This is a genomic window from Lentzea sp. HUAS12 (assembly GCF_024125735.1).
GTDB lineage: Bacteria > Actinomycetota > Actinomycetes > Mycobacteriales > Pseudonocardiaceae > Lentzea > Lentzea albida.
On the sequence record NZ_CP099738.1, the window covers coordinates 3,124,477 to 3,149,315 of the forward strand.

At 70.4% G+C, this 24,839-nt stretch carries 16 protein-coding genes; 10 read left to right on the top strand and 6 right to left on the bottom strand.

Features of this window, described 5'->3' with window-relative positions; genetic code table 11:
* Entirely contained in the window at positions 1–660 is a 660-nt protein-coding gene (locus ND450_RS13640; protein WP_256557508.1) for a response regulator transcription factor, read from the top strand.
* A gap of 19 nt (positions 661–679) precedes the next feature.
* Here ND450_RS13640 and ND450_RS13645 read toward each other — a convergent pair whose 3' ends face one another.
* On the bottom strand, positions 680–3,577 hold the full coding sequence (locus ND450_RS13645) for an AAA family ATPase (RefSeq protein ID WP_253326494.1): 2,898 nt from the start codon (positions 3,575–3,577) through the stop codon (positions 680–682).
* Positions 3,578–3,874: 297 nt separating this feature from the next.
* Here ND450_RS13645 and ND450_RS13650 point away from each other — a divergent pair, with 297 nt between their 5' ends.
* Both ND450_RS13650 and ND450_RS13655 read left to right on the top strand, forming a co-directional pair.
* Positions 3,875–5,437 carry a S8 family peptidase gene (locus ND450_RS13650; protein WP_253326495.1) on the top strand — a complete coding sequence of 521 codons (1,563 nt, stop codon included), beginning with the start codon at positions 3,875–3,877 and terminating at the stop codon, positions 5,435–5,437.
* Positions 5,438–5,458: 21 nt separating this feature from the next.
* Positions 5,459–6,994, top strand: coding sequence for a S8 family serine peptidase (locus ND450_RS13655; protein WP_253326496.1), 1,536 nt, complete (start codon positions 5,459–5,461; stop codon positions 6,992–6,994).
* 69 nt (positions 6,995–7,063) lie between these two features.
* Here ND450_RS13655 and ND450_RS13660 read toward each other — a convergent pair whose 3' ends face one another.
* Together ND450_RS13660 and ND450_RS13665 are read right to left on the bottom strand one after the other, a co-directional pair.
* Positions 7,064–8,866, bottom strand: coding sequence for a trypsin-like serine protease (locus ND450_RS13660; RefSeq protein WP_253326497.1), 1,803 nt, complete (start codon positions 8,864–8,866; stop codon positions 7,064–7,066).
* Between the two features lie 236 nt (positions 8,867–9,102).
* Positions 9,103–10,623 carry a glycosyltransferase family 39 protein gene (locus tag ND450_RS13665; protein WP_253326498.1) on the bottom strand — a complete coding sequence of 507 codons (1,521 nt, stop codon included), beginning with the start codon at positions 10,621–10,623 and terminating at the stop codon, positions 9,103–9,105.
* A 177-nt stretch (positions 10,624–10,800) separates the two neighbouring features.
* On the opposite strand from ND450_RS13665, the gene ND450_RS13670 reads away from it, so the two are divergent.
* From ND450_RS13670 to ND450_RS13690, 5 genes are all read left to right on the top strand, one after another.
* Positions 10,801–12,123, top strand: a complete 1,323-nt coding sequence (locus tag ND450_RS13670) for an MFS transporter (RefSeq protein ID WP_253327918.1) — start codon at positions 10,801–10,803, stop codon at positions 12,121–12,123.
* A 9-nt stretch (positions 12,124–12,132) separates the two neighbouring features.
* Positions 12,133–13,092, top strand: coding sequence for a serine hydrolase (locus tag ND450_RS13675; protein ID WP_253326499.1), 960 nt, complete (start codon positions 12,133–12,135; stop codon positions 13,090–13,092).
* A gap of 21 nt (positions 13,093–13,113) precedes the next feature.
* A complete protein-coding gene (gene dinB / locus ND450_RS13680; RefSeq protein ID WP_253326500.1) occupies positions 13,114–14,304 on the top strand; it encodes a DNA polymerase IV in 1,191 nt (396 codons plus the stop codon).
* Positions 14,305–14,377: 73 nt separating this feature from the next.
* Positions 14,378–15,457, top strand: coding sequence for a dihydrodipicolinate reductase (locus ND450_RS13685; protein ID WP_253326501.1), 1,080 nt, complete (start codon positions 14,378–14,380; stop codon positions 15,455–15,457).
* Positions 15,454–15,933 carry a carboxymuconolactone decarboxylase family protein gene (locus tag ND450_RS13690; RefSeq protein ID WP_253326502.1) on the top strand — a complete coding sequence of 160 codons (480 nt, stop codon included), beginning with the start codon at positions 15,454–15,456 and terminating at the stop codon, positions 15,931–15,933. The genes ND450_RS13685 and ND450_RS13690 overlap by 4 nt, the downstream gene beginning before the upstream one ends.
* Positions 15,934–15,951: 18 nt before the next feature.
* On the opposite strand, the gene ND450_RS13695 is transcribed toward ND450_RS13690, so the two are convergent.
* Entirely contained in the window at positions 15,952–17,499 is a 1,548-nt protein-coding gene (locus ND450_RS13695; RefSeq protein WP_253327919.1) for a GMC oxidoreductase, read from the bottom strand.
* Between the two features lie 290 nt (positions 17,500–17,789).
* On the opposite strand from ND450_RS13695, the gene ND450_RS13700 reads away from it, so the two are divergent.
* The gene (locus tag ND450_RS13700; RefSeq protein WP_253326503.1) at positions 17,790–19,715 is read left to right on the top strand and encodes an FAD-dependent oxidoreductase; all 1,926 of its coding nucleotides are present in this window, start codon (positions 17,790–17,792) and stop codon (positions 19,713–19,715) included.
* Between the two features lie 84 nt (positions 19,716–19,799).
* On the opposite strand, the gene ND450_RS13705 is transcribed toward ND450_RS13700, so the two are convergent.
* A complete protein-coding gene (locus tag ND450_RS13705) occupies positions 19,800–20,888 on the bottom strand; it encodes an amidohydrolase family protein (RefSeq protein ID WP_253326504.1) in 1,089 nt (362 codons plus the stop codon).
* 181 nt (positions 20,889–21,069) lie between these two features.
* On the opposite strand from ND450_RS13705, the gene ND450_RS13710 reads away from it, so the two are divergent.
* Complete coding sequence (locus ND450_RS13710) at positions 21,070–24,057, top strand: TIM-barrel domain-containing protein (protein ID WP_253326505.1); 2,988 nt, start codon at positions 21,070–21,072, stop codon at positions 24,055–24,057.
* Here ND450_RS13710 and ND450_RS13715 read toward each other — a convergent pair.
* Positions 24,035–24,736, bottom strand: a complete 702-nt coding sequence (locus tag ND450_RS13715) for a FadR/GntR family transcriptional regulator (RefSeq protein WP_253326506.1) — start codon at positions 24,734–24,736, stop codon at positions 24,035–24,037. The two genes, ND450_RS13710 and ND450_RS13715, sit on opposite strands and share 23 nt — an antisense overlap.
* Between the last annotated feature and the right edge of the window lie 103 nt (positions 24,737–24,839).

Consider the following 24,839-nt stretch of genomic DNA (forward strand, 5'->3'; position numbering starts at 1 on the left):
GTGGGCATCGAGGTGCTGATCGTCGACGACCAGACGATGGTCCGGCAGAGCTTCCACGCCGTGCTCGACGCACAGCCGGACATCACCGTCGTGGGCGAGGCCGGCAACGGCGCCGACGCCGTGCACGCCGCCATCCGCGACCGGCCGGACGTCGTGCTGATGGACGTCCGCATGCCGGTCATGGACGGGCTGGAGGCCACCGGTGCGATCCTCGGCCACCCGGACCTGGCGGACGTGCGGGTCCTGATGCTGACCACGTTCGACATCGACGAGTACGTCTACGGCGCTCTGCGGGCGGGCGCCAGCGGCTTCCTGCTCAAGGACGCGCCGCTGGACGACCTGGTCAACGCCGTGCGCGTGGTCGCTGCGGGCAACGCCCTGTTCGCGCCGGCGGTCACCCGTCGCCTGGTGGCGGAGTTCGCCGCGCGCCTGCCGGTCAGGCCCGAACGCGCTCACCGCCTCACCGCGCAGGAGCTCAAGGTGCTGCGCCTGGTCGCGCGCGGCCTGTCGAACACCGAGATCGCGGCAACGCTCGTGATCGTCGAGCAGACGGCGAAGACGCACGTCAGTCGCGTGTTCGCCAAGCTCGGGGTGCGCGACCGGGCGCAGGCGATCGTCGCGGCCTACGAGATGGGCCTCGTCGTGCCGGGCGAGAACTAGGGCGTTTCCGCGCGGTCGGTCAGGCCAGGTCCTCGGCCTGCAGCTCCGCCCGCGACGACACCCCGAGCTTGCGCAGCACCCGCGCCGCGTGCTGCTCGACGGTCCGCGGCGACAGGAACAGCACGTCCGCGATCTTGCGGTTCGTGTGCCCGGCCACGAGGAGCCGGGCGACCTCCTGCTCGCGCGGCGAGAGCTCGTCGCCGTAGCCGCGCCTGCCCCGGCGCGACGGTTTGCCGCCGCCGATGCTGCGCAGCTGGTGCCGGCACCGGGCCGCGTCGCGGGTGGCGCCCAGGCCGTCGAACGTGTCGACCAGCGCCGACAGGATCTCCGCCGCCTTCTCCTGGTCGGTGGGCAGCAGGCACGCGGCCTCGCGTTCGGCGACCAGCGCGGTGAGGTACGGCGCGGGCAGCGCCGAGTACCTGTCGGCGGCCTCGCGGTAGAGCGTCACGGCGGCGTCGGTCTGACCGCGTGCCTCGGCGAGCAGGGCGCGGCACCAGGCCACCGAGGCGAACGCCATCGGCGCGTCACGGCCCTCCACGCCCGAGGCGAACTCCTCGATGAACGTCTCGGCGTCGGTCTCCCGGCCGGCCGCGAGGAACGTGGCCACGGCGATCGGGCCGAGTTCCGTCGCCCACACCCACACGCCCTTGCCCCGCACGATCGCGAGGCCCCGGTCGACGTCCACGCAGGCACGGGTGACCTCGTCCTGCGCCAGCATGGTGCGGGCCAGGGCGGCGCAGCCCGCGATGGCGACCGGGGTGATCGACTCCTCGGGGGCGAACGCGCCGGTCTCGGTGAGGTAGCTGGTCGCCTCCGCCCACTCGCCGCGGGCCGTGGCGAGTGAGCCGAGGATCAGGCACAGCTCGCTCGCCAGCGGGAACAGGTCTCGGTACTCGTCCAGCAGCGCCATCGCCCGTTCGGCCAGGCCGTCCCACCCGCCGGTCAGCCAGTCCAGGCGCGCTCTCGTCGCGTGCGCGGTGCTGGCCACGAACGGCGCGCCGCACTCGGAGGCGTAGCGCAGGCCGTCGCGCAGCAGGTCGGCGCAGAGGTCGAGGTGGCCGGTGGTGGTCAGCGCGTCGGCGAGGTTGCAGTGCGCGCGGGCGACCTGGCGCAGTTCGCCGGGTGTGGAGGCGGGCAGGAACTCGAGCTCCGCCAGCACGGCCGGGTCGCCGGTGTGCATCCGTGAGCCGATCTCGTTGGCGTACAGGGACATCTTCAACTCGGGGTCGTCGAACTCCGAGCGGGCGCGGGCGATGCGGTCGAGCCACGGCTGGACCTCGCCCATCGGGGTCGTGCCGAGGTACGACAACGCCAGCACGGCTTCACCCCGTGCGGCCAGGTCCGGGCGTTCGGTCAGGTCGGCGACGGCCCGTTCGAGCTCGGAGCGGGCCTCCTCGATGCCGCCCGCCTGCCGGATCAGCAGCACACCGCGGTAGTGGCGGACCTGCCCGCGCGCCGCCGTGGACAGCCGCCGGTCGGACAGCAGGCGTTCGAGGGCCTCGGTCGGGTCGAGCTGGTCGAGGCCCTGGTGGGCGATCTGGCCGAGCTTGATCGCGAGCCGGTCCACGTCGGTGGTGGGCACTGCCGGATCGAGCAGCAGCCGTTGCAGCAGGGCCGTGGCGGTTCCCGCGTCGCCGTTCTCGACGGCACGGTCCGCCGCCGCCTCGCCGTAGCGCAGCCACGCGGACGTCCGACCGGCGCGTTCGCTGTGTTCGGCGAGCTGCACCAGCGGGCGGGGCTCGACCTGGTCGAGCACCTCGGCGGCGCGGTGGTGCAACGCCTGGCGGTCGGGACCGCTCAGGGTGTCGTAGACGGCCTGCTGGGCCAGCGCGTGCCGGAAGCCGTACCGCCGTGCGTCGACCTCGTGCAGGACATGGCCCGTCAACGCGTGCGTCAACGCCTCACGGCTTCCGCTTATCCCGGCCACCTCGCCGAGCAGTTCGACGGACGCGGGCGCGCCCAGCACCGCGGCGGCCTCGACCAGCCGGGTGGCGTCGGCGGGCAGCGCGGCCAGGCGTTCGGCGATGGCGTCGCGCAACAGGACCGGCACGTCCACGTTGTCGAGCAGCCGGCGGGCCGTGGCGCCGTCCGCGTGCACGGCGCCGGCGGGATTCCGCAACGCCCGCAACGTCTCCTCGACCACGAACGGGATGCCCGCCGTGCGTTCGTGCAGCTTCGCCGCGAACTCCGCCGACACGGGCTCGCCGTCGAGGATCGCGGACGTCAGCGCCCGCACCTCGGCCACGTCCAGGGGCTCCAGCTCCAGCAACGCGCTGGTGATCCCGGTCGGCGGCCGGTACGCCGACCCCAGCGGCACCCCGCCCGGCACGTCCTCGCGCCGGTAGGTGACCACGATCGACAGGTTCGCCGGCGGATCGCCCATCAGGAACCGCAGCAGCTGCCGCGACCCGTCGTCGGCCCAGTGCAGGTCCTCGACGACGAGCAGCACCGGCCCGAGCACGCCGACCAGTTCGCGCATCGCCCGGAACAGCCGGTGCCGGTCCGCGCGCGGATCACCGGTCGGGGGCGGCGGATCGGGCAGGTACTCCGCGAGTTCCGGCAGCAGCGCACCGAGCACACCGGACACCGGGCTCAACCGGGAGTGGTTGCGCGCCAGGCGTTCTGTGCAGTCGCGCAACGCCTCCAGCACCGCGCCGTACGGGAACGGCTCCCCCACCGGCTGGCAGTGCCCCATGAGGACGGCGATCGGCCCCAGGTCGGCGTCCAGCAGCTCGCGCACGAGCCGTGACTTCCCGACGCCAGCCTCGCCCTCGACCATGACCACCGCGGGCTGGCTCGGCACGGCGGCCCGCAGCGCGCCGAGCTGGTCACCTCGGCCCACCAGCACCGGCGAGCTCGTGCGCATCAGTCCGCCCAGGTCGCACCGCCGCGCCCTGGACTTCGGTGTCCGGCTCATCCGCACCGATGGTAGGTCATGAACTCCTCCCCTGGAGGAACGAGCTCGCCGGCCGCCGCGAGTGCCGCGTCCGGTGCGCAGAGGAAGTCTTTTGGCCTGCACCCGCTTCCGGATCCGGTTCTGGCGTGCGCGACAGCGGTTCAGGCGCGCACGATTTTCCGACGAACGGAAGTCGGGTTAAAGACGCGTATCCCTACGTAGAGATATCCGGATTGTTCGTCGTTCGAGGTCGCCCGATGGTGATCGGCACGTGGTCGCCCACCCCTGCCGAGGCGGCCGGAGAACGGAGAACCAGAGATGCGACTTGATCGCACAACACGCGTGCTGGCGGCGACCGGGCTCGGCCTGGCCGTCGCGGCGGCGGTGAGCAGCCCCGTGTCCGCTCAGACGGGGTCGATCCAGAAGACCTCCGACCCCGTCGCGGGAAGCTACATCGTCGTGTTCAAGGACGGCGCGAGCGACGCTCCCACCACCAACGCGAAGGCGCTCGACCTGGCCCGCAAGCACGGCGGCAAGGTCAGCAACACCTACGTCGCGTCGGTGCGCGGGTTCGCGGTGAAGCTCGACGAGGCGGCGGCGAAGCGCCTCGCGGCCGACCCGTCGGTCGCCTACGTGCAGCAGGACGGCTGGGCGCGAATGTCGGACACCCAGACGAACCCGACGTGGGGCCTCGACCGGATCGACCAGGCGAACCTGCCCGTCGACGCGAAGTACACCTACCCGAACACCGCGTCGAACGTGACCGCGTACATCCTGGACACGGGGATCTACAAGGCGCACACCGAGTTCGAGGGCCGGGCCAAGGACGGCTACGACTTCATCGACAACGACCCGGACGCCTCGGACTGCCAGGGCCACGGCACGCACGTCGCCGGCACGGTCGGCTCGAAGACGTACGGCGTGGCGAAGAAGGTCAACCTGGTCGCTGTCCGCGTGCTCGACTGCTCGGGCAACGGCCAGTACTCGCAGATCATCAAGGGCATCGACTGGGTCGCGCAGAACGCGAAGAAGCCCGCCGTGGCGAACATGAGCCTCGGCGGCGGCGCGGACTCCACTGTGGACAACGCGGTGAAGCGCGCGATCGCGGCGGGGGTGACGTTCGGCCTCGCGGCCGGCAACAACAACGGCGACGCCTGCCAGACCTCCCCCGCCCGCGTGCCGGAGGCCATCACGGTGGCCGCCAGCGACTCGGCCGACAAGCGCTCGATCTACACCGGCGGGCAGGCGTCGAACTGGGGCTCGTGCGTCGACATCTTCGGCCCCGGCTCGAACATCACCTCCACCAAGAACGGCGGCGGCACCACGTCCATGGGCGGCACCTCGATGGCCACCCCGCACGTCGTCGGCGCCGCCGCGCTGTACGTGTCCGCGAACCCGTCCGCCACCCCTGCCCAGGTTCGCGACGCGCTGGTGAACAACTCGACGCCGAACAAGATCTCGGACGTCCAGGGCTCGCCGAACAAGCTGCTCAACATCAGCTTCATCGGCGGCGGTGGCCCCGACCCCGAGCCGTGTGCCGCGGCCACCAACGGTGACGACGTGTCCATTCCGGACAACAACACCGCCGTGTCCTCGTCCGTCAGCGTGACCGGCTGCACGGGCAAGGCCTCGACCACCACCAAGGTGAAGGTCGACATCAACCACCCCTACACCGCGGACCTCGCGATCGACCTGGTCGGTCCGTCCGGTGCGACCTACAGCCTCAAGAAGGCGAAGGGCGCGACCTCGACCGGTGGCGTGCACGAGACCTACACGGTCGACGCCTCGGCGGAGAACCGCAACGGCACGTGGAAGTTGCAGGTGACCGACGTCTGGACCTACGACGCCGGGAACATCGACACCTGGACCCTGACGTTCTGACGAGCACCGGAAGGACTCCCCATGCACCGCACCACCTGCGGGCTCGCCGTTCTCCTCGCCGCCTCCGCCCTGCTGGTCACCCCGGCACAGGCGGCTGAGGCCGACTTCGTCAAGGCCAAGAACCCCGCGGCCGGCGGCAGCTTCATCGTGTCGTTGAAACCGGGCGCCGCCGTCCAGGCGTCGTCCACCGCGCTCACCCAGAAGTACGGCGGGAACCTCGACGCCGTGTTCTCCCGTGCCATGAACGGCTTCCAGGTCACGAACCTGAGCGAGGCCGCCGCGCGGAGGCTGGCGGCCGACCCGGCCGTCAAGGCCGTCTACCAGGACGGCACCGCGAAGGCGTCGGACGTGCAGACCAACCCGACGTGGGGCCTGGACCGCGTGGACCAGGCGAGTCTCCCGCTGGACAAGAAGTTCACCTACCCCAGCGGTGGCGCGTCGAACGTGACGGTCTACATCACCGACACGGGCGTGAAGACGAACATCGCCGACTTCGAGGGACGCGCGTCCGTGGGCGCCGACTTCATCGAGGACGGCCAGAACGGACAGGACTGCTCCGGTCACGGCACGCACGTGGCGGGCACGGTCGGCTCCAAGACCTGGGGCGTGGCGAAGAAGGCCAAGCTGGTCTCGGTCCGCATGCTCGGCACGAACTGCTCGATGAACGGACCGGACTCGGCCGGTGTCAAGGCCATCGAGTGGATCACGGCGAACGCCCAGAAGCCCGCCGTGGTCAACGCGTCCTGGACCTTCGACACCGCCGACATCGGCAACGACGCCATCGCGGGCATGGTCGCCTCCGGCGTCCAGATGGCGGTGGCGTCGGGCAACAGCTCGACGAACGCCTGCTCCACCGGTCCCGCCAAGATCGCGTCCCTGATCACGGTCAACGCGACCTCGTCCAACGACGCACGCGCCTCGTTCTCGAACTACGGCACCTGCACGGACATCTTCGCGCCGGGTGACAACATCACCTCGCTCGGGCTCAACGGCGGCAGCACGAACATGTCCGGCACGTCCATGGCCACCCCGCACGTCGCGGGGGTCGCGGCCCTGTACCTGTCGGCCAACCCGTCCGCGAGCCCCCAGGCCCTGCGCGACGCGCTGGTGAACAACGCCACCGACGGCAAGGTCACCAACCCGGGCTCCGGTTCGCCGAACAAGCTGCTCTACAGCGGTTTCATCGGCGGTGACCCCAACCCGCCGCAGTGCGGTCCCGGCACGAACGGCGACGACGTGTCCATTCCGGACACCGGCACCGCGGTCTCGTCGTCGGTGACGATCTCGGGCTGCACGGGCAACTCCACGGCGTCGGCGACGGTCAAGGTCGACATCAACCACACCTACACCGGCGATCTGGCCATCGACCTGGTCAGCCCGTCCGGCAAGTCCTACGTGCTGAAGAAGGCGGGCGGCGCCTCGTCCTCGGCGGGGGTCCACGAGACCTACACCGTCGACCTGTCCTCCGAAGCGCGCAACGGCACCTGGAAGCTCCAGGTGAAGGACGTCTACACCTACGACACCGGCAACATCGACTCCTGGACCCTGACGGTCTAGGAACGCACCACGCGAAGAGCCCCGGAGCCATCAGGCTCCGGGGCTCTTCCCCTGTCCCCGAAGGGGGTCCTAGCGGGTGACGGTCAGCGTGAACGTCGTCGTGCCGGTCTTCCCGTCGGCCGAGGTGGCCTTGATGGTGATCGGGTAGGTGCCGGGCGGGGTGGAGAAGTTGGTGAAGATCCAGACGGTGCTGGTGCCGTTCTGGCCGATCGTGGCCGGGTTGAACGAGAGCTGCGCCCCCGTGGGCACGCCGGACGCGGTCAGCGTCAGGTTCCCGGTGCCGCCACCGGCCTTCACCGACGTCTGGGCCAGCAGGCCCTGCTTGACGCTCGCGGACGACGGCGTCGCGGTCACGGTGACCTCACCGGTCGGCGGTTCGCTGCCTTCCACCGTGAGCGAGACCGTCGTGGTGGCCGTCTTGCCGCCCGCGTCGGTGCCGGTGACCGTGATCGTCGAGGTGCCGGCGGTGGCCGTGGACGACACGTCCAGCGTCAGCTTGGACGAGCTCCCCGCACCGATCGAGGTGGGCTGGAACGTCGCCTTCACGCCGTTCGGCACACCGCTCGCGGACAGGGTGATCGTCTGGCCGTCACCGTTGCTCGACACGGTGGTGGAGACGTACTTGCCCTTGGCCGCCTTGACGCTGCTCGGCGAGGCACCCAGCGTGAAGTCGCCCGGCTGCGGGTCGCCACCACCGGTGACGGTCAGCGAGTACTTGCCGGACGCCGTCTTGCCGCTCGACGTGGTGCCCGTGACGGTGACCTCGTAGGTGCCGTTCGGCGCCGAGGTGGTGGCCTCGAACGTGACCTTGGCCGAGTTGCCGGTGGTGACCGACGTCGGCTGGAACACCGCCTTCACGCCGCTGGGCAGGCCGCTCGCCGACAGCGTGGCGTTCTCCGCGCCACCGGAACCGGCGGTGGTCGTGATGCCGGCGGACAGCGTCTTGCCCGCCGCCACGGAACCGCTGCCGGGCGCGACGGTCAGACCGAAGTCGCCGACCGGGGGCTGCTCGCCGACCTCGTTCTTGACCCAGTCGCCCATCTCGTTGTCGAGGCGGCCGTAGATCGAGTACCACTTGAAGTCGGACCGGCTCCACGACGCGACGCCGTAGATCTTGCCGTCGACCACCAGCGGGCCGCCGCTGTCACCGGGCAGGATGGTGATCCGGCCGTCGGAGTAGCCCGCGCAGATCATGGTCGCCGACTTGAACCCCGCGCCCACGCCCTGGCAGACGCTGTCGCCGTTGACGATCGGCAGGCTCGCCTTGTCGAGGGTGACGTCCGCCGACGTGTCGTTGAAGTCCTTCTTGCCGTAGCCGAACCCGACACCGGTCTTGCCGGGTGCCGCGCCGCCGGAGTCGGCCGAGGTGGCGAACTTCGGGTACGCGGCGCCGCCCTTCAGGGCGATGTCGCGGTCCACGGTCACGACGGCGACGTCGAAGCCCTGGTCGAAGTTGACGTACTTCGGGTGCTTCTTGTAGCTGACGACGTTGACGGCGAACCCGGTCCCGTTGCCGCCGTTGAAGTCCTTCAGGTCGTCGAGGCCGTAGACGAACCTCTTCTCACCCTGGGCGTCCGCGCAGTGGGCCGCGATCAGGATCTTGCGCGGTGCCACGACCGTGCCGGAGCACGTCTGGCCCTCCGGCCGCGTGCCGCCGGCGCGGATGCCGGCGATGATGCCGGGGAACTCGCTGACGGTGGCGTTCTGCCCGCCCGCGAAGAAGGGCGAGGCGTCACCGAGGTTCGCGGGGACGGTGTCCCCCAGGTAGTTCGCCGCAGGGGCGTTCGGCGGCGCGGCGTTCGCGGCGCTGACGGGCGTCAGCACCGAGGCCGCGACCAGGGCCACCAGGCCCCATGACCGTGTTCTCGTCACGTTGGTTCCTCTCCGGATCTCAGGAACGCCCACCTCAGGGCAGGGATGGCGGCCGTTCGCTGCGATCACTGTCGGAGTGGAGCACGTGCGGAACAATCAGGGACCGCATCCGTAGGGGTACTGCACTTTCTCCCCGGGTCGTGTCCCGGGAGTTCGTCCGGTGGCAGGCGCGGGCGAGAGACCCGGAGGCGGCCCTCGCCCGCCACTGCCGCCCGACGAGACTCCCGGGACACGGCCTACGGCCTGCGGAAGATCGTGATGGAGTGGCCGACGACGTCGATCGGCGTGCTCCTGTCCACCAACGCCCGCAGCGCCCCGTCGGCTTTGGCGATGGCCGTGTTGGACACGATCAGCAGTCCCCGGACCTCGTCCGGCGGCGCCTCGCGCGGGTCGGAGGCGTGGATCCCGTAGTGCTCCGGCACGCCGGCGCCCTTGTAGACGAGCCACTTCCGCTCGGCCGGGTAGCGCTTCAGCCGTTCGGCGAGCCTGCCGAGGTCCTGGCCCCAGTCGACGTTCGAGTCGTGCAGGTGCAGAGCGGTCTTGGACGGGCCGCCGAACACCTCGTTGGAGTACGGCAGGTAGTACGGGAACGTCCACAGTGAACTGACGGCGGCCAGTGCGACGGCGATCTTCGCGTACCGGCGGTGCGCGACCACCGCGGCGGCGACGGCGAGGAACATCGGCACGAAGATCGCGTAGCGGACGCCCAGGTCGCGGTTTCCCGTCATGGCCACGGCCAGCAGCGCGGCGGCCGGGGCGAGGACGTACGCGGCCGCCGGGTGCTTGACCAGGGCGGTGGTTCCGGCGACCCAGAGCAGCAGGGCGCCCAGCGGTGTCTTCACCAGCAGTGCGGCCGGCAGGTAGTACCAGTGCGAGCCCTCGTAGTGCGTGCCGAAGAGGTAGCCGCCCCAGACGCGGTCCTCGAAGCCCAGCTGGGCCCGGATCCCGTCGAGGTAGGCCCGCGGGAACGACACCGACGGGTCCACGGCCGCGTGCGAGATCCAGACGACGGCGATCGCGGTCAGCAGCACGCCGAGCGCGGCCCGCCACCGCGACTGCCACCACACGAGCGCCAGCAGGACGGGGAGCGCCGCCAGGGTGTTCGTCTTCGTCGCGAGGGCCGCGCCGAGCGCCAGTCCGGCCAGCGGCAGGTGCGGCACCGGGTCGGTGCGCGCCCGCCACAGCAACCAGGCCGCCGTCAGCAGGAAACCGGAGGCAGGAACGTCCAATGTGGCCAGTGAGCCGTGCGCGATGAGGTCGGGTGAGAACGAGTACAGCGCCAGGGCCGCGATGCCGCCGGCCCGGCTCTTCGAGATGTCGGTGGCGAACAGGAGGACGACCACGCCGAACAGCAGCGTGAGCACGATCATCGGCAGTCTGGCGGCCAGCAGGAGCGTGCCGGGGTCGTTGCCCGACTCGTAGAGCACGTGCCGGCCGAGTTCGGTCTGGTCGCCCCGGAAGTCCGGGTCCAGCCGCACGCCGGCGAACGCGAGACCGGTCGCCATGACGAGTTTGCCGAGCGGCGGGTGTTCCGGGTTGTAGCGCAGGCTGTGCTGCTGCGCCTGGACGACCGCGGCGCCGATGTACACCGGCTCGTCGACGGTCGGCGTCTGCTGCACGGCCGTGGTGGTCATCGTGATCGCCATCTGGGCCAGGAGCACCACCGCCACCAGCACGAACGGCCACCGCCGAGGTGCTGTGACCCGCGCCGGCGGCAGGGGCACCCCGGCGGGGCGCTGGATGGTGGCGAGCGACAAGACCGCTCGGTCCTCTCGAGTGGGATGGACGAACCCGACACTTCCCTGAACGCCGATGCCGGGCGGAGGGGTTGCCTGCATATTTCGCTACAACTCGTCGCGGAAGCCTCTACCGCAATTGAGCTACACCTTGTAGCTTTACTGGCCCCTGGACGAGGGAGACCAGCCGTGACCACGATGAACACCACCCGCTCGACGGTCGTCCTGGCGGCACTGGCCGTCACGATCGGCGCGCTCGAGAGCATCCCGTTCCCCGCACTGCCGTTGCTGCAACGCGAGCTCGGCCTCGACCCCGCCCAGGCCGGCCTGCTGTCGACGACGCTGATCATCACGTCCGCCATCACCATGCCGGTCGTCGCGAAGATCGCCGACGACCGCGGCGGGCGCCGGACCCTGCTCGCGCTGACCTGGTGCATCGTCGCCGGGGCCGTGCTGTCGGCGTTCGCGACGACGTTCCCGGCGATCCTGCTCGGGCAGTTCCTGCAGGGGCTCGGCGGTGGCGTGCTGCCCGTGTCGTTCGTCGTGGCGCGGCAGGTCTTCCGCGACTCCACACCGGTCGCGGTCGGCGTGCTCACCGGCCTGTTCACCGTCGGCACCGGCGTCGGCGTGCTCGTCGCCGGACCTCTCGCGGACGCCCTGTCGCGGCAGTGGATGTTCCTGCTCCCGGCGCTCGTGGTCGCCGCCGTCGCGCTCGTGGCGCCGTTCGCGTTGCCCGGACCGGAGAACGTGCGGCGGGCGCGGCTGGACTGGCCGGGCGCGACACTGCTGGCGTTGGCGCTGGCGACGCTCATGCTGGCGCTTTACCTTGCGCCGCAAGCGCTTTCCACGGCGCTGGCGCTCCTGGCGTTCACCGCCGCACTCGGTGCCGGATGGGTCGTGGTCGAGCGGCGCGCCGCGCACCCGTTGGTCGACCTCGGCATCCTGCGCACGCGCGGGGTGTGGACGGCGAGCATCACGGCAGGGGCGCTCGGCGCGAGTTACTCGGCGACCTATTTCCTGGTGCCCCAACTGCTCGCCGGATCCGGCGCCTCGGCGAGCGAGATCAGCCTGCTCCTGTTCCCCGCCGTGCTGGTGGCCCTGGTGGTGGGGCCGTTGTCCGGACTGTTGGTGCGTCGCGCCGGAGCCCGTGCGGTCGCGGTCGCAGGCCTCGTGCTCGTGTTCGCCGGAACCTCGTTCGTGGCCTTCTGGCACTCCCCGTGGCAGATCGCCGTGGGTGTGCTGGTGGCGCTCGGCATCGGTGTCGGCTCGGCGTCCACCGCCCTCTACACCGGCGCGATCGCGTCCGTCGGCGAGCAGGACACCGGTGTCGCCACGGCGGCGTGCGGCATCGCGCGGGCGATCGGCGCGGCCGTGGGGGTCCAGCTCGCGGCGGCGTTGCTCACGGGATCGGCCGGGACCGGCGTGTTCCAGCTCGGGTTCCTCCTCGCGGCGGCCGTCGCGCTGGTGCCGCTGGCCGTGCAGCGGAAAATCCGTTTCAGCGACGCGGTGGCGCGGGGCTAGCCTGCGTCAATGTCGTTGGCAGACCTGGACGAGATCGCTCTCGAGACCGGCTTCTCCGGCGTGGTCCAGGTCGACCGCGCCGGGGAAGTCGAGTTCGCCGCCGCCTACGGCCTGGCGAACCGCGCGCACGGCGTGCCCAACACCGTCGACACCCGGTTCGGCATCGCCAGCGGTGGCAAGGGGTTCACCGCACTGGCCGTGCTGTCCCTGGTCCGCGAGGGCGGGCTCGCGCTCGACACCACCGCCCGCTCGCTGCTCGGGGACGACCTCCCGCTGATCGCCGACGACGTGACGGTCGAGCACCTGCTCACGCACACGTCCGGCATCGGCGACTACCTCGACGAGGAGGGCGACTGGGCGGTGGACGACTACGTGTCCGGCGCGGTGCACCTGCTCACCACGACGGAGGCGTTCCTGCCGCTGCTCGACGGGCATCCCGCGAAGTTCAAGGCGGGCGAGCGGTTCTGCTACTGCAACGGCGGCTACGTGGTCCTCGCGCTGCTCGCCGAACGCGCCGGCGGGCAGGGTTACCACGACCTGGTCCGTTCCCGGGTGCTCGCCCCGGCGTCGATGACGAGGACCGACTTCCTGCGCTCGGACGAGCTGCCCGGTGACGCGGCCGTCGGCTACCTGGAGGGCCTCGACCGGACCAACGTCTTCCACCTGCCCGTCCTGGCGAACGGCGACGGCGGCATCCACACCACCGCGGGCGACATGTCGAAGTTCTGGCGCACGCTCTTCGCGGGCGACGAAGCCGAGTTCGTCACGAGGCCGCGCCACGACGTCCCCGAGGAGTCGATGCGGTACGGGCTCGGCTTCTGGCTGCACGAGACCGACGACACCGTGATCCTCGCCGGGTACGACGCGGGCGCGTCCTTCAAATCCGTGCACGACCCGCACACCGGCACCACGAAGACGGTCCTGTCGAACACCTCATCCGGCGCCTGGCCGATCGCCGCACTGTTCTGAACGGGTGATGGATGCGAACATGTGTTCGTGAGCACCCCGATCCTGCACGCCGACCTCGACGCGTTCTACGCGTCCGTCGAGCAACGGGACGACCCCCGGCTGCGGGGCCGCCCGGTGATCGTGGGCGGCGGGGTCGTCCTGGCCGCGAGCTACGAGGCCAAGGCGTACGGCGTGCGCACCGCGATGGGCGGCGCGCGAGCCAGGCACCTGTGCCCGCACGCCGTCGTCGTGCCCCCGCGGATGTCGGCCTACTCGGCGGCGAGCAAGGCGGTGTTCGAGGTCTTCCGCGACACGACACCGCTGGTCGAGGGCCTCTCGATCGACGAGGCTTTCCTCGACGTGGGCGGCCTGCACCGGATCGCGGGCCCGCCCGAGGTGATCGCCGCACGCCTGCGGGCGGACGTGCTGTCGCGGGTCGGCCTGCCGATCACGGTCGGCGTGGCGCGCACCAAGTTCCTCGCCAAGGTGGCCAGCGGGGTCGCCAAGCCGGACGGGTTGCTGGTCGTGCCGGCCGGCCGCGAACTGGAGTTCCTGCACCCGCTGCCCGTCGAACGGCTGTGGGGCGTCGGCGAGGTGACGGCCGGAAAGCTGCACGGACTGGGGCTGCGGACGGTCGGTGAGGTGGCCGCGCTCGGCGAGGCCGCCCTGGTGTCGATGCTGGGACGGGCGGCCGGACGACACCTGTTCGCGTTGGCGCACAACGAGGATCCGCGGCCCGTCCAGACCGGGCGACGGCGGCGGTCGATCGGGTCCCAGCGCGCCCTGGGGCGGCGGGAGCGGTCGCGCTCGGACCTGGACGCGGTGCTGGCCTCACTGGTCGACGGCGTCTCCCGCCGGCTGCGTTCGGGCGACCGCGCCTGCCGGACGGTGGTGGTGCGGCTGCGGTTCGCCGACTTCTCGCGCGCCACCCGGTCCCACACGTTGCGGAGTCCCACCACGGAGACCTCGGTGCTGCTGGCCGTGGCCCGGGAGTTGCTGGGTGCCGCGATGCCGCTCGTGCGCGGGCGGGGGATCTCCCTGCTCGGGGTGTCGTTCACGAACCTGCAGGACGACTCGCCCGTGCAGCTGGTGTTGCCGTTCGAGGAGCAGAAGCCCGCCGCGCTGGACGCCGCCCTGGACGGGGTGCGGGAGCGGTTCGGGGCCCGGTCGGTCACCAGGGCCGTGTTGCTGGGACGGGATCCCGGCGTGTCCGTGCCGCTGCTGCCGGACTGAGGAGGGTCCGCGACCCCGCTTTACACCCGATGGACCCTTGTAAACTGAAACGTGTTCTAGTTAGTCTACCGGCATGATCGCCACAGTGGTGTGGGGCACCGGGAACGTAGGTCGTGCCGCGATTCGCGCCGTCGAGGCCCATCCGGCACTCAAGCTGACGGCCGTCGTCGTCCACAACCCGGACAAGGTCGGCCGGGACGCGGGCGACCTCGCCGGACTGGATCACGAGCTGGGAGTCGCGGCCACCGCCGACATCGACGCCGTGCTGGCCACCAGCCCGCGGGCCGTCGTGTACGCGGCGTCGGGCGACATCAGGCCGGACGACGCGCTGGCCGACATCACCAGGGCGATCAGGGCGGGCGCCGTCGTCGTGACCCCCTCGCTGTACGCGCTCTACGACCATCGCAGCGCGCCGCCCGAGTTGCGAGAACCGGTTCTAGCCGCGATCGCGGACGGGGGCGGGTCGCTGTTCGTCTCCGGGGTCGATCCCGGGTGGGGCAACGACGTGCTGCCGTTGATGGTCAGCGGGCTCGGCAGCACGATCGACGCGGTGCGGTGTCAGGAGATCTTCGACTACTCCACCTACGACCAGCCCGACGCCGTGCGGTGGCTGATCGGGTTCGGGCAGCCGCTCGACTACCAGGCGCCCATGCTGATGCCCACCGTGCCGACGATGGTGTGGGGCGGGCAGATCCGGTTGCTGGCGCGGGCTCTCGGGGTGGAGCTGGACGAGATCCGGGAGACCGTCGACCGGCGTGCGCTCGACGAGACCGTGACCACCCGGACCATGGGCGAGTTCGAGAAGGGGACGCAGGGCGCCATCCGGTTCGAGGTGCAGGGCATCGTCGGCGGTGAGCCGTTGATCGTGATCGAACACGTGACGCGCATCCACGCCTCGTGCGCGACGGACTGGCCCGTGCCGCCGTCCGGGGACGGGGCGCACAAGGTGATCATCGAGGGGCGGCCGAGGATCGAGGTGTCGGTCGAGGCCGTGGACGAGGGCGAGAACCGGTCTGCCGGCGGGAACGCCACGGCGGTCGGGCGGATCGTCAACGCCATCGACTGGCTCGCCGCCGCGGAGCCCGGGCTGTACGACGCGCTCGACGTCCCGCTGCGGCCCGTCGCGGGCAAGCTCGGAAGGAGCAGGCCGTGAACATCGACATCCCCGAGGGCAAGGACCCCATCGGGTACGTGTGGGGCGAACTGGTGCCCGGCATCGGCATGGCCGCGGCCAACCTCTCGCTCGCCGTGTACCAGCACACGACATTGGGGCTGCGCGAGTTCGAGGCGGCGCGGCTGCGGATCGCGCAGATCAACGGGTGCATGTTCTGCCTCGACTGGCGGACCGAACGCGACGGCGTCAAGGTCGAGGACGACTTCGCCGACGCGGTGACCCAGTGGCGCACCACCGACGCCTTCGACGACCGGGCGAGGCTGGCCGCGGAGTACGCCGAGCGGTACGCACTGGACCACCACGGTCTCGACGAGGACTTCTGGGCCCGGATGGCCCGGCACTACACGCAGGTGGAGATCGTGGAACTCACGATGAGCATCGGGGCCTGGCTGGTCTTCGGCCGGTTGAACCGGGTGTTCGGCCTCGACGCGATGTGCGTGCTGCCGAAGTTCTGACAGTCCACACGCGACAGGTCAGAAGTCGGTGGCGATGATCTTCTCGATGTTCCTCTCGGCGAGCGCCGTGATCGTGACGAACGGGTTCACCACGGTGCAGCCGGGAATCAGCGACCCGTCCGTGACGTACAGGCCCGGATAACCCTGCAGGCGTCCGTAGTTGTCGGTCGCCTTGTTCAGCACGGCGCCGCCGAGCGGGTGGTACGTCAGGTGGTCGCCCCAGATCTTGTAGACGCCGAAGAGGTCGGTCCGGTAGATCGTCCCCTCCTTTGAGTTGATCTTGTCGAAGATGGTCTTGGCGGCGTTGATCGAGACGCTCTTCCAGGCGGTCTGCCAGTTCAGGTCGACCTTGCCCGCGGCGGCGTTCCAGGTGAACTGGGCGCGGTTGGGGGTCCTCGTGATCGACAGGTAGAACGACGCGTAGGTCTCGATGCCGGTCGGGAGCGGTGCCACCTCGGCGAAGGCGCCGCCCGCCGCCCAGTTGTCGATGCCCAGGGTCGGGATCGACGACTGCAGCGCGCCGGTCGGGTCCCACAGGTGGTTGGCGCGGCCGCACATCACGTTGCCGTTGTCGCCCCAGCCCTTGCCGACCTCGCCGTTCAGGTTCGGCAGCGCGCCCGTGGCCTTGAGCTTGACCAGGAGCTTGCTGGTGCCGACGCTGCCCGCCGCGAAGAACACCTTCGCCGCGGTCACCTCCTTGACGGCGATCGGGTCACCGGTGGTGTTGAGCTGCTCGATGGTGACCTTGTAGCCGCCCGTCGCGGGTACGACCGACACGACGCGGTGCAGCGGTGAGATGGTGACGCGGCCGGTCGCCCTGATCTTGGAGATGTAGCTCTTCTGCAGGGACTTCTTGCCGTAGTTGTTGCCGTAGAGGATCTCCCCCGCCAGCGCCGACTTCGGCACCGTCCCGGCGGCCTCCTGTTCCATGTAGTTCCAGTCGTACACGGTGGGCACGAAGACGTACGGGAAGTTCGACCGCTGGGCGTGCTTCCGGCCGACCCGCGCGTACTGGTAGGCGTCCGTGGTGTCGAACCACGCCGGCCGGATCAGGCCGACCCCGAGCTCCGCGTTGGCGCGCGGGTAGTAGGTGTTGTACATCTCGTCGGGGTTCACCGTGGGCAGGACGTCGGCGAAGTTCTCCCGCTTCGGCGTCACGGCCATGCCGCCGTTCACGAGCGATCCACCGCCGACACCGCGTCCCTGGTAGACGGTGATGCCGGCGAACTCCTCGGCGTCGAGGATCCCGGTGTACTTCGGGATCGTCTTGTCGATCGGGAAGCCGAGGAAGTTGCTCAGCGGCTGCTTCGTCCTGGTCCGCAACCAGAAGGACCGCTGGTCCGGCGTGGTGGTGTTGGCGAAGATCTTCCCGTCCGCGCCGGGGGTGTCCCACGCCATGCCCATCTCGACCATGTGGACGTCGACACCGGCCTGGGCGAGGCGCAGGGCCGTCACCGAACCGCCGTACCCGGTGCCGATCACCAGGGCGGGCACGACCGCCGCGTCCGCGATCGACGTCGCCGCCCGTGCCACCGGAGCGACGCCACCGAGAGCCACAGCCCCAATAATAGAACCTGTTCCAGCAATGAACGAACGTCGTGAAGGACCCTCTAAACCGTTGTCACACTTCATTGTGTGGGTCATGTGATCTTCCTCACTGTGGGCGCATGAGAACAAGTTATACCGGCGGTTGTAGATCAAGTCACTACCTGGTAGTCCCGGTTCGCTCGGGGAGCGCAGCGCAGGTCGAGGTCCCGGGCCCGAGATCCGGGGTCACCGCGGACAACCCGGACGGCCCAGCGCGAACACACGATCCGGGAATGTTCGGACACGCATGGTCGCCCGACAATCGAGCGATGCCAGAGGTATCCGGTGGTGAGGACGCGAGAGCGAGCGTCGTGGTGGTGGGTGCGGGGACGTCCGGCCTCGCAGCGGCGCGTGCGCTGCGCGAACGGGGTCATCCCGTCACGGTCCTGGAGGCCCGCGACCGGGTCGGCGGCCGGATCTGGACCGACGAGCACGGGGTGGACCTCGGCGCGCACTGGATCCACGGCACGGACGGCAACCCGATCACCGACCTGGTCGAGGAACTGGGGATCCCGTACAGCTACGTGGGCGGGGACAGCGCCTACACCGGCGGGTTCGACAGCCTCGACCTCTTCGGGGCCGACCGGCGGGCGGTGAACCACCGCTACAAGAGCCGCACGCTCGCGCTGGCCGACGAGGTGCTGCACGAGCTGGAACACCGGGCGGCGTTGGCGCGCAAGGAGGACCAACCGGACACACCGCTGGGTGAGGCGGTGCGGCAGGTCCTCGCCGGGCTCGGCCTGTCCTCAGAGGACGAACAGGCCGTGCGGTACCACCTGAACGTCATCCTGCGCGAGGACGCGGCGGAGGACCCGGACAAGCTCTCGCTGAAGCACTGGGAGGAGGGCTACCTCGTCTACGGCTACGGCGACAGCACGCTGCACCAGGGGTACCGGTCCGTTGTGGACGCTCTGGCCGAGGGTCTCGACATCAGGCTGGGGCACGTGGTCACGCGCGTCGAACACGGCCGCGTGACGACGGACCGGGGCGTGTTCGAGGCCGACAAGGTGCTCGTCACGCTGCCGTTGGGGGTGCTGAAGGCGTCGGCCGTCGAGTTCGTGCCGCCCCTGCCCGAGGCCAAGCGGTCGGCGATCGCCCGGCTCGGCTACGGCACGCTCAACAAGATCGCGTTGCACTACGACGCGCCTTTCTGGCCCACGGAACAGTACGTCTTCGGCTACCTGTGCCGGGACACCGACCGCTACCCCACCGTCGTCATCAGCATGTGGAAGTCGCACGGCAAACCGGTCCTGGTGATGCTGCTCGGCGCCTCCCTCGGCCGCGAGGTGGAGACCTGGTCCGAGGACGAGGTCTCGGCGTACGCGGCCGATGTCGTCCAAGACCTCTTCGGCGAGAACGCGCCCGCCCCCCGCAGCGTCTCCCGCACCACCTGGTCCTCGGACCCGTACGCGCTGGGCTCCTACACCTGCATCGGCGTCGACTCGTCGGCCAAGGACATCGCGACACTCGCCGAACCGGTGGGCGACAGCCTCTTCTTCGCCGGCGAGGGCACGAACCCGTACCACTGGGGCTGCGTGCACAGCGCCTACGAGTCCGGTCTGCGCGAGGCGGCGCGGATCAGCGGCGACCACGACCTCTACACCCCGCCGAGCGCCGGCAGGTCCCGCGCGCAGTCGCGCAACACCGACAGGATGCTGCGGTTCGTCAGGATGCGGATGAACCACCTCACCTCGTCCGAGCTCTCCGAACGGGTGGCGTGCCTGCGCGACAGCGTCGACCCGCACGGCGTCCGCCTCTTCGCCGCGCTCGCGGACTCCGAGCTCGAGACGCTCGCCTCGATGTTCGACGAGATCCCCTACAGCGCGGGAGACGCGCTCTTCCGCGAGGACGACGAGGCGCACGGCGTGTTCCTGGTCGCCGCAGGCCGGGTCGAGATCGACTTCGGCGGCATCTACGACCGCTCGGTTCTGGGCCGCGGCGGCCTGCTCGGGCACTACGACATGTTCTTCAACGCCCGCACCACGTCGGCGACGGCGGTGACGGACGACGTGGTGGTGTTCTACCTCGACCACTACCGCTACCAGAGCTTCCTCCACGCGTTCCCAGAGGTGATGATGCTGATGCTCTCGGACCTGGTGACGCGGTGGGAGCAACTGGAAACGGTGCTGGGATCGACGATCCGGTTGACCGGTGGCGGTCCCGCCGTGAACCTCACCTCCGCGGCCGAGTGCTGAGCGCCCCCGTCAGGGTGGTGGCGACGCCGGGACTTCCACCGTGGACCAGTGCCTGGCGGCGGGTCTGGTCGACGGCGTGCGTCATCAGGTGAGGGGCAGCGGCGGTCCCGGGGTGCGCGCGACGATCGCGGCCGTGGCGATCAGGTCCCAGCCGGGTGCGTACTGGTTGCCGGTGCTCATGTGCGGGGCGTGCTTCTCGTAGCGGTCGAGCAGCTCCCACACGGAGTCGAAGACCGCCTTGTGCGGGTGGCCGGACGGGACGTGGCAGCAGTGCCGGGCGAGGTCCAGCGTCTGGCCGGGGGACTCGCCGCGCTTCGTGGCTTCGACGCCCGCGGCCAGGTAGACGTAAAGCCTTTCCAGCAACGGGTCCAGTCGCGGGACGCGCATCGGCGCGGGCCCGAGGTCGGCGAGGTCGTCGCGGGCGATCAACCTCCGCGTCTGTCCACCGAGGACACTCGCGACCTCCTGCGCCGTGAGGCCGGCGTACTGCGCGCACCGGGCCGTCGCGTGCGCGCCCCACGTCGGCGTCGAGTACGGGACGTCGCTGCCGAACAACACCTGGCCCGGCGGGATCGTGCCGAGCGCCGTGACGAGGTCGGTGGGACTCCACCACGACGTGTCGAAGAACAGGTTCCGCCTGGGGTGGCCGGACAGCCACGCGAGGTCGGTCAGTCCGGCGTGCGCCAGGACGATCCGCGCACCGGGGAACCGTTCGAGGACCGCGAGCAGGGTGTCGCCGTAAGGGTTCACCTCCGGTCCCGCGTGGAGCACCACCGGCAGGCGGAGTTCGTGGGCGAGCCCGAGGACGTCGTCGAGCCGGTCGTCGCCGAGGTCGAACCCGTCGCTCGCCGGGTGGAGCTTGATCCCCGCCGCACCGGCCTCCACGCAGCGCGCCGCCTCCCCCGGATCGTCCGGCGTGACGCGGCAGAAGGCGACCAGCACGTCGTCGGCCTCGGCGAGCACGGCGTCGTTGGCGGCGCGGTACCCGTCCGGTTCGGTCAGCGGGAACACCGCCGCGCGGGCGTCCAGAGTGGACAAGGCGGCGCGCAGCTGCGGCACGGTGGCGGAGAACCCGCTCGGGTCGTTCGTGCCGACGTGCGTGTGGACGTCGAAGAGCGGGTCTTCGACGCCTAACGCGTCCCACCAGGGCCTCACCAGATCGTCCGCGTACATCCGCTCTCCCGTCGTCACGGCCTGAATGCCCGGATGATCACCGGGCAAACCGCTGAGCCGTTCGCCAGTTGAGACGGTGAGCCAAGTGGCCTCTTGATCGCTCAACACGCGCACGCCAAGGTGAGGAAGGTTCAGCTACCTGAACACCTCGGAAGCCGACGGCGTCAGACGAGGAGCACGAATGCGGAAACGCACGACGATCGTCCCTCTGCTAGCCCTTCTGGGCCTGGTCCTCCCCGCACCCGCGATCGCCCAGCCGAACGGCACGGTCACGTCGGGACAGGCCAGGTTCCAGATCCTCTCCCCCACCCTGATCCGGTCCGAGTTCGCCGGGGACCGCGCCTTCGAGAACCAGGCGACTTACAACGTTGTAAACAGAACGTTCCCCCGCACGGCCTACAACACCCGGACCGAGAACGGCTGGCTGGTCATCACCACCTCGGCGATGACCCTGCGCTACCGCGTCGGGTCCGGGCCGTTCCGCGCGGACAACATCGAGCTGAAGACCGGGAGCACGACCGCGTCCCCGTGGCGGCGGGTGGTCTGTGCGACCGGGCAGCTGTGCGAGGCCGAGGACCAGCACCGCGAGGGCATGCTCGTCGCGGCGGACCACGCGGGCCACACCGGCTGGGGCTTCGTCGCCGGGTTCTCCTACGTCAACAACGACGTGACGGCCACCGTGCGCGCGACCAATGCGGGCAGGCACCGGGTCGTCGTGCGGTACGCGAACGGGCAGGGCGGCGACGGCAAGCACGAGAACCGCACGCTCGGCCTCAGCGTCGACGGGCAGGCACCGCGGCAGATCACGCTGCCGAGGACGGCGAACTGGGACGACTGGCAGCAGGTGGCCACCGAGGTCGACCTCTCGGCCGGTGAGCACCGCGTCTCCCTCACGCGCGGCGCCGGCGACTCGGGCAACGTCAACGTTGACAGCCTCGCCCTGCTCGCGGCCGGACAGGCCTATCCCACGACCAGAGCGGTCGACGACTGCCGGTTCGGCACCAGCTGCGAGGCCGAGAACGGGGTGATCGGCGGCCCGGCCGAGATCGCCGACGAGCACGCCGGCTACGCGGGCACCGGGTTCGTCGCCGAACTGCGCGGCGGCACGCTGCTGACCCAGCGCGTGAGCAGCGTCCCGGCCGCGGGCACGTACCCGGTGGTCCTGCGCTACGCCAACGGCGTCGGTGGCGACGGCAAGCACGAACCGCGGACCGTGTTCCTCAACGGCCAGGCGATCACGTTGCCCACCACGGCGAACTGGGCCACGTGGGCCACGGCGACCGCGCAGGTCCCGTTGCCCGCCGGCACCTCCGACCTGAACGTCACGTGCCCGGACAGCGGCTGCCACGTCAACCTCGACACCGTCGGGGTGAACAACTCGGCGCAGCACATCGCGCTCGGCGGGTACCGGCGGTCGCTCGACGGGTACACCGGCACCAACGGCGACCCGAAGCTGTACCCCGGCCTGATGTACCGCGACGGCTGGTACACGCTGGACGACACGTCGTCCGCCCTGCGCAACGGGACCCCGCGCGCGGACCGGGGCGCGCAGCCGTACCAGGACGGCTACGTGTTCGGCTACGGCCAGGACCACAAGACCGCCCTGGGCGACCTCGCGACGCTGACCGGCGGGCCGAAACTGTTGCCGCGCTGGGCCTACGGCGTCTGGTACTCCGAGTACATCGACAGGACCGCGGCCGACTTCCGCGACCGGATCCTGCCCGCGTTCCGCCAGCACGGCGTGCCGCTGGACGTCCTGGTGGTCGACACCGACTTCAAGGGCCACAACCTGTGGAACGGCTGGCGGATGGACTCGTCCAAGTTCCCGGATCCCCAGGGGTTCCTGGACTGGGCGCACGGCGAGGGACTGCGCAGCACCCTCAACATCCACCCGAGCATCCAGGGCGACGACCCGGACTTCGCGCAGGCGCAGGCCACCGCGAAGGGCAAGCTGGCCAAGGGCAACTGCGCGAACTGCTACCTGTTCGACTGGGGCGACCCGGACCAGCTGCGCGCGTACGTGGAGCTGCACAGCAAGATGCCGACCGACTTCTGGTGGCTCGACTGGTGCTGCGACGGCTCCGGTTCGTCGTTGCGCGGCGTCACGCCCGACACGTGGATCAACGAGCAGTACTCGAAGATGGGCTCGTTCGCGTTCTCGCGCGGCTTCGGGTCGTTGCAGGCGGGCGGCTACAGCGGCGCGGGTCCGCTGGCGACCGGGCCGTGGGCGGAGAAGCGCACGACGCTGCACTTCACCGGCGACACGTCCTCGACGTGGGGCGTGCTGAAGGGCACCATCGGCTACACCTCGGCCGAGGGCGTCTCGACGGGCATGTCGAACATCAGCCACGACATCGGCGGCCACAACGACACCACCGGGCTGCGCGGGTCGGAGCAGTACCTCGACAACGGCCAGCTCCGCTACACCACCAAGATGCCGGACGACATGTACGCGCGGTGGGTGCAGCTCGGCGCGTTCCAGCCGATCACGCGACTGCACAGCAACCACGGCGACCGGTTGCCGTGGCAGTACGGACCGGCCGCGCAGGCGTCGGCGACGAAGTTCCTGAACCTGCGCGAACGGCTCGTGCCGTACATCTACACGTTGGCGGAGCAGGCGAACCGCACCGGTGTGCCCATGGTGCGGCCGGCGTGGCTCGAGTACCCCGGCAGCCCCGAGGCGTACTCCACTGTGGACAGCCAGTTCCTGCTGGGGCAGGACGTGCTCGTCGCGCCGATCACCACGCCCGGTGACGTCGGTGAGACGCGGGTCTGGTTCCCGCCCGGCAGCCAGTGGACGGACTACTTCACCGGCCGCGTGTACCAGGGCGGCACCTGGGGCACGGTCAGCGCGGGCTGGGACACCATGCCGGTGTTCCTGCGGTCCGGCGGGATCCTGGTCGAGCGCACGAACAACGTCGCCAACGACGCCAAGAACCCGGCCAACGAGCTCACCGTGCACGTGACGGCGGGCGCCAAGGGCGAGTTCACCCTGTACGAGGACAAGGGGAAGCGCACCCGGATCAGGCAGTCCGGTGACGTGCTGACCGTGCAGTCGCCCGCGTTCTCCAAGAAGAAGTGGACCGTGGTCGTGCACGAACCCGACGGCTCGACCCGGACCGTGCAGAGCTCGGGGAGGCCGGTGATCAGTCTTCGGGCACCCAGGTGAGCAGCCGGACCTTCGCGACGGTCCGGACGTGCTTGCGCATCGCCGCGGCGGCCTTCTTCGGGTCGCCCGCGGCGATGGCCTCGTAGATCGCCGTGTGCTGCGCCAGTGACCGGGACGGGCGCCCCGGCTGGCGCAGTGACTCGGTGCGGCTCTCGGTGATCTGCCGGGCGATGGTCTTCATGAAGTCGGCCAGCAGCGAGCTGTGGGCGGCGGCGGTGACGGCGGCGTGGAAGCGGCGATCCCCTTCCACGCCGTTCTCCCCGTCTGCGATCTCGTCACGCATGTAGTCGAGCGCCTCGCGGATCGTCTCCAGCTCGGCGTCGGTGCGGCGTTCGGCGGCCAGTTCGGCCAGCTTGGTCTCCAGGGCCTCACGGGCCTCCAGCACCTCGGGGAGGCGCTTGCGGCGTTCGACGAGCTGCTCGACCGGCTCGACGTCGAGGGTGTCGCGCACCAGGTACGTGCCGCCGCCGTGCCGGGCCTCGACCAGGCCCTGGACCTCCAGGACCACGATCGCCTGCTTGACCGACGCCCTGCTCACGCCCAGGCTCGCCGCCAGGTCGCGCTCGGCGGGCAGCCTGTCGCCCGCGCTCAGCCCCGCCTCGGTGACGTACGCGCGCAGCCGTTCGAGCACCTGCTCGTACAGGCGGGACTTCACCATCGGCCGGAGCGCTTCGGACATTTCGTCAGGATAACCGTCCAAGTGGCTGAGCCACTAGGCCACCTCTTGACAGCCGCTGGACAACGGGCGGAAAGTGGCTCATCCACTCAGCCACTGGGACAAC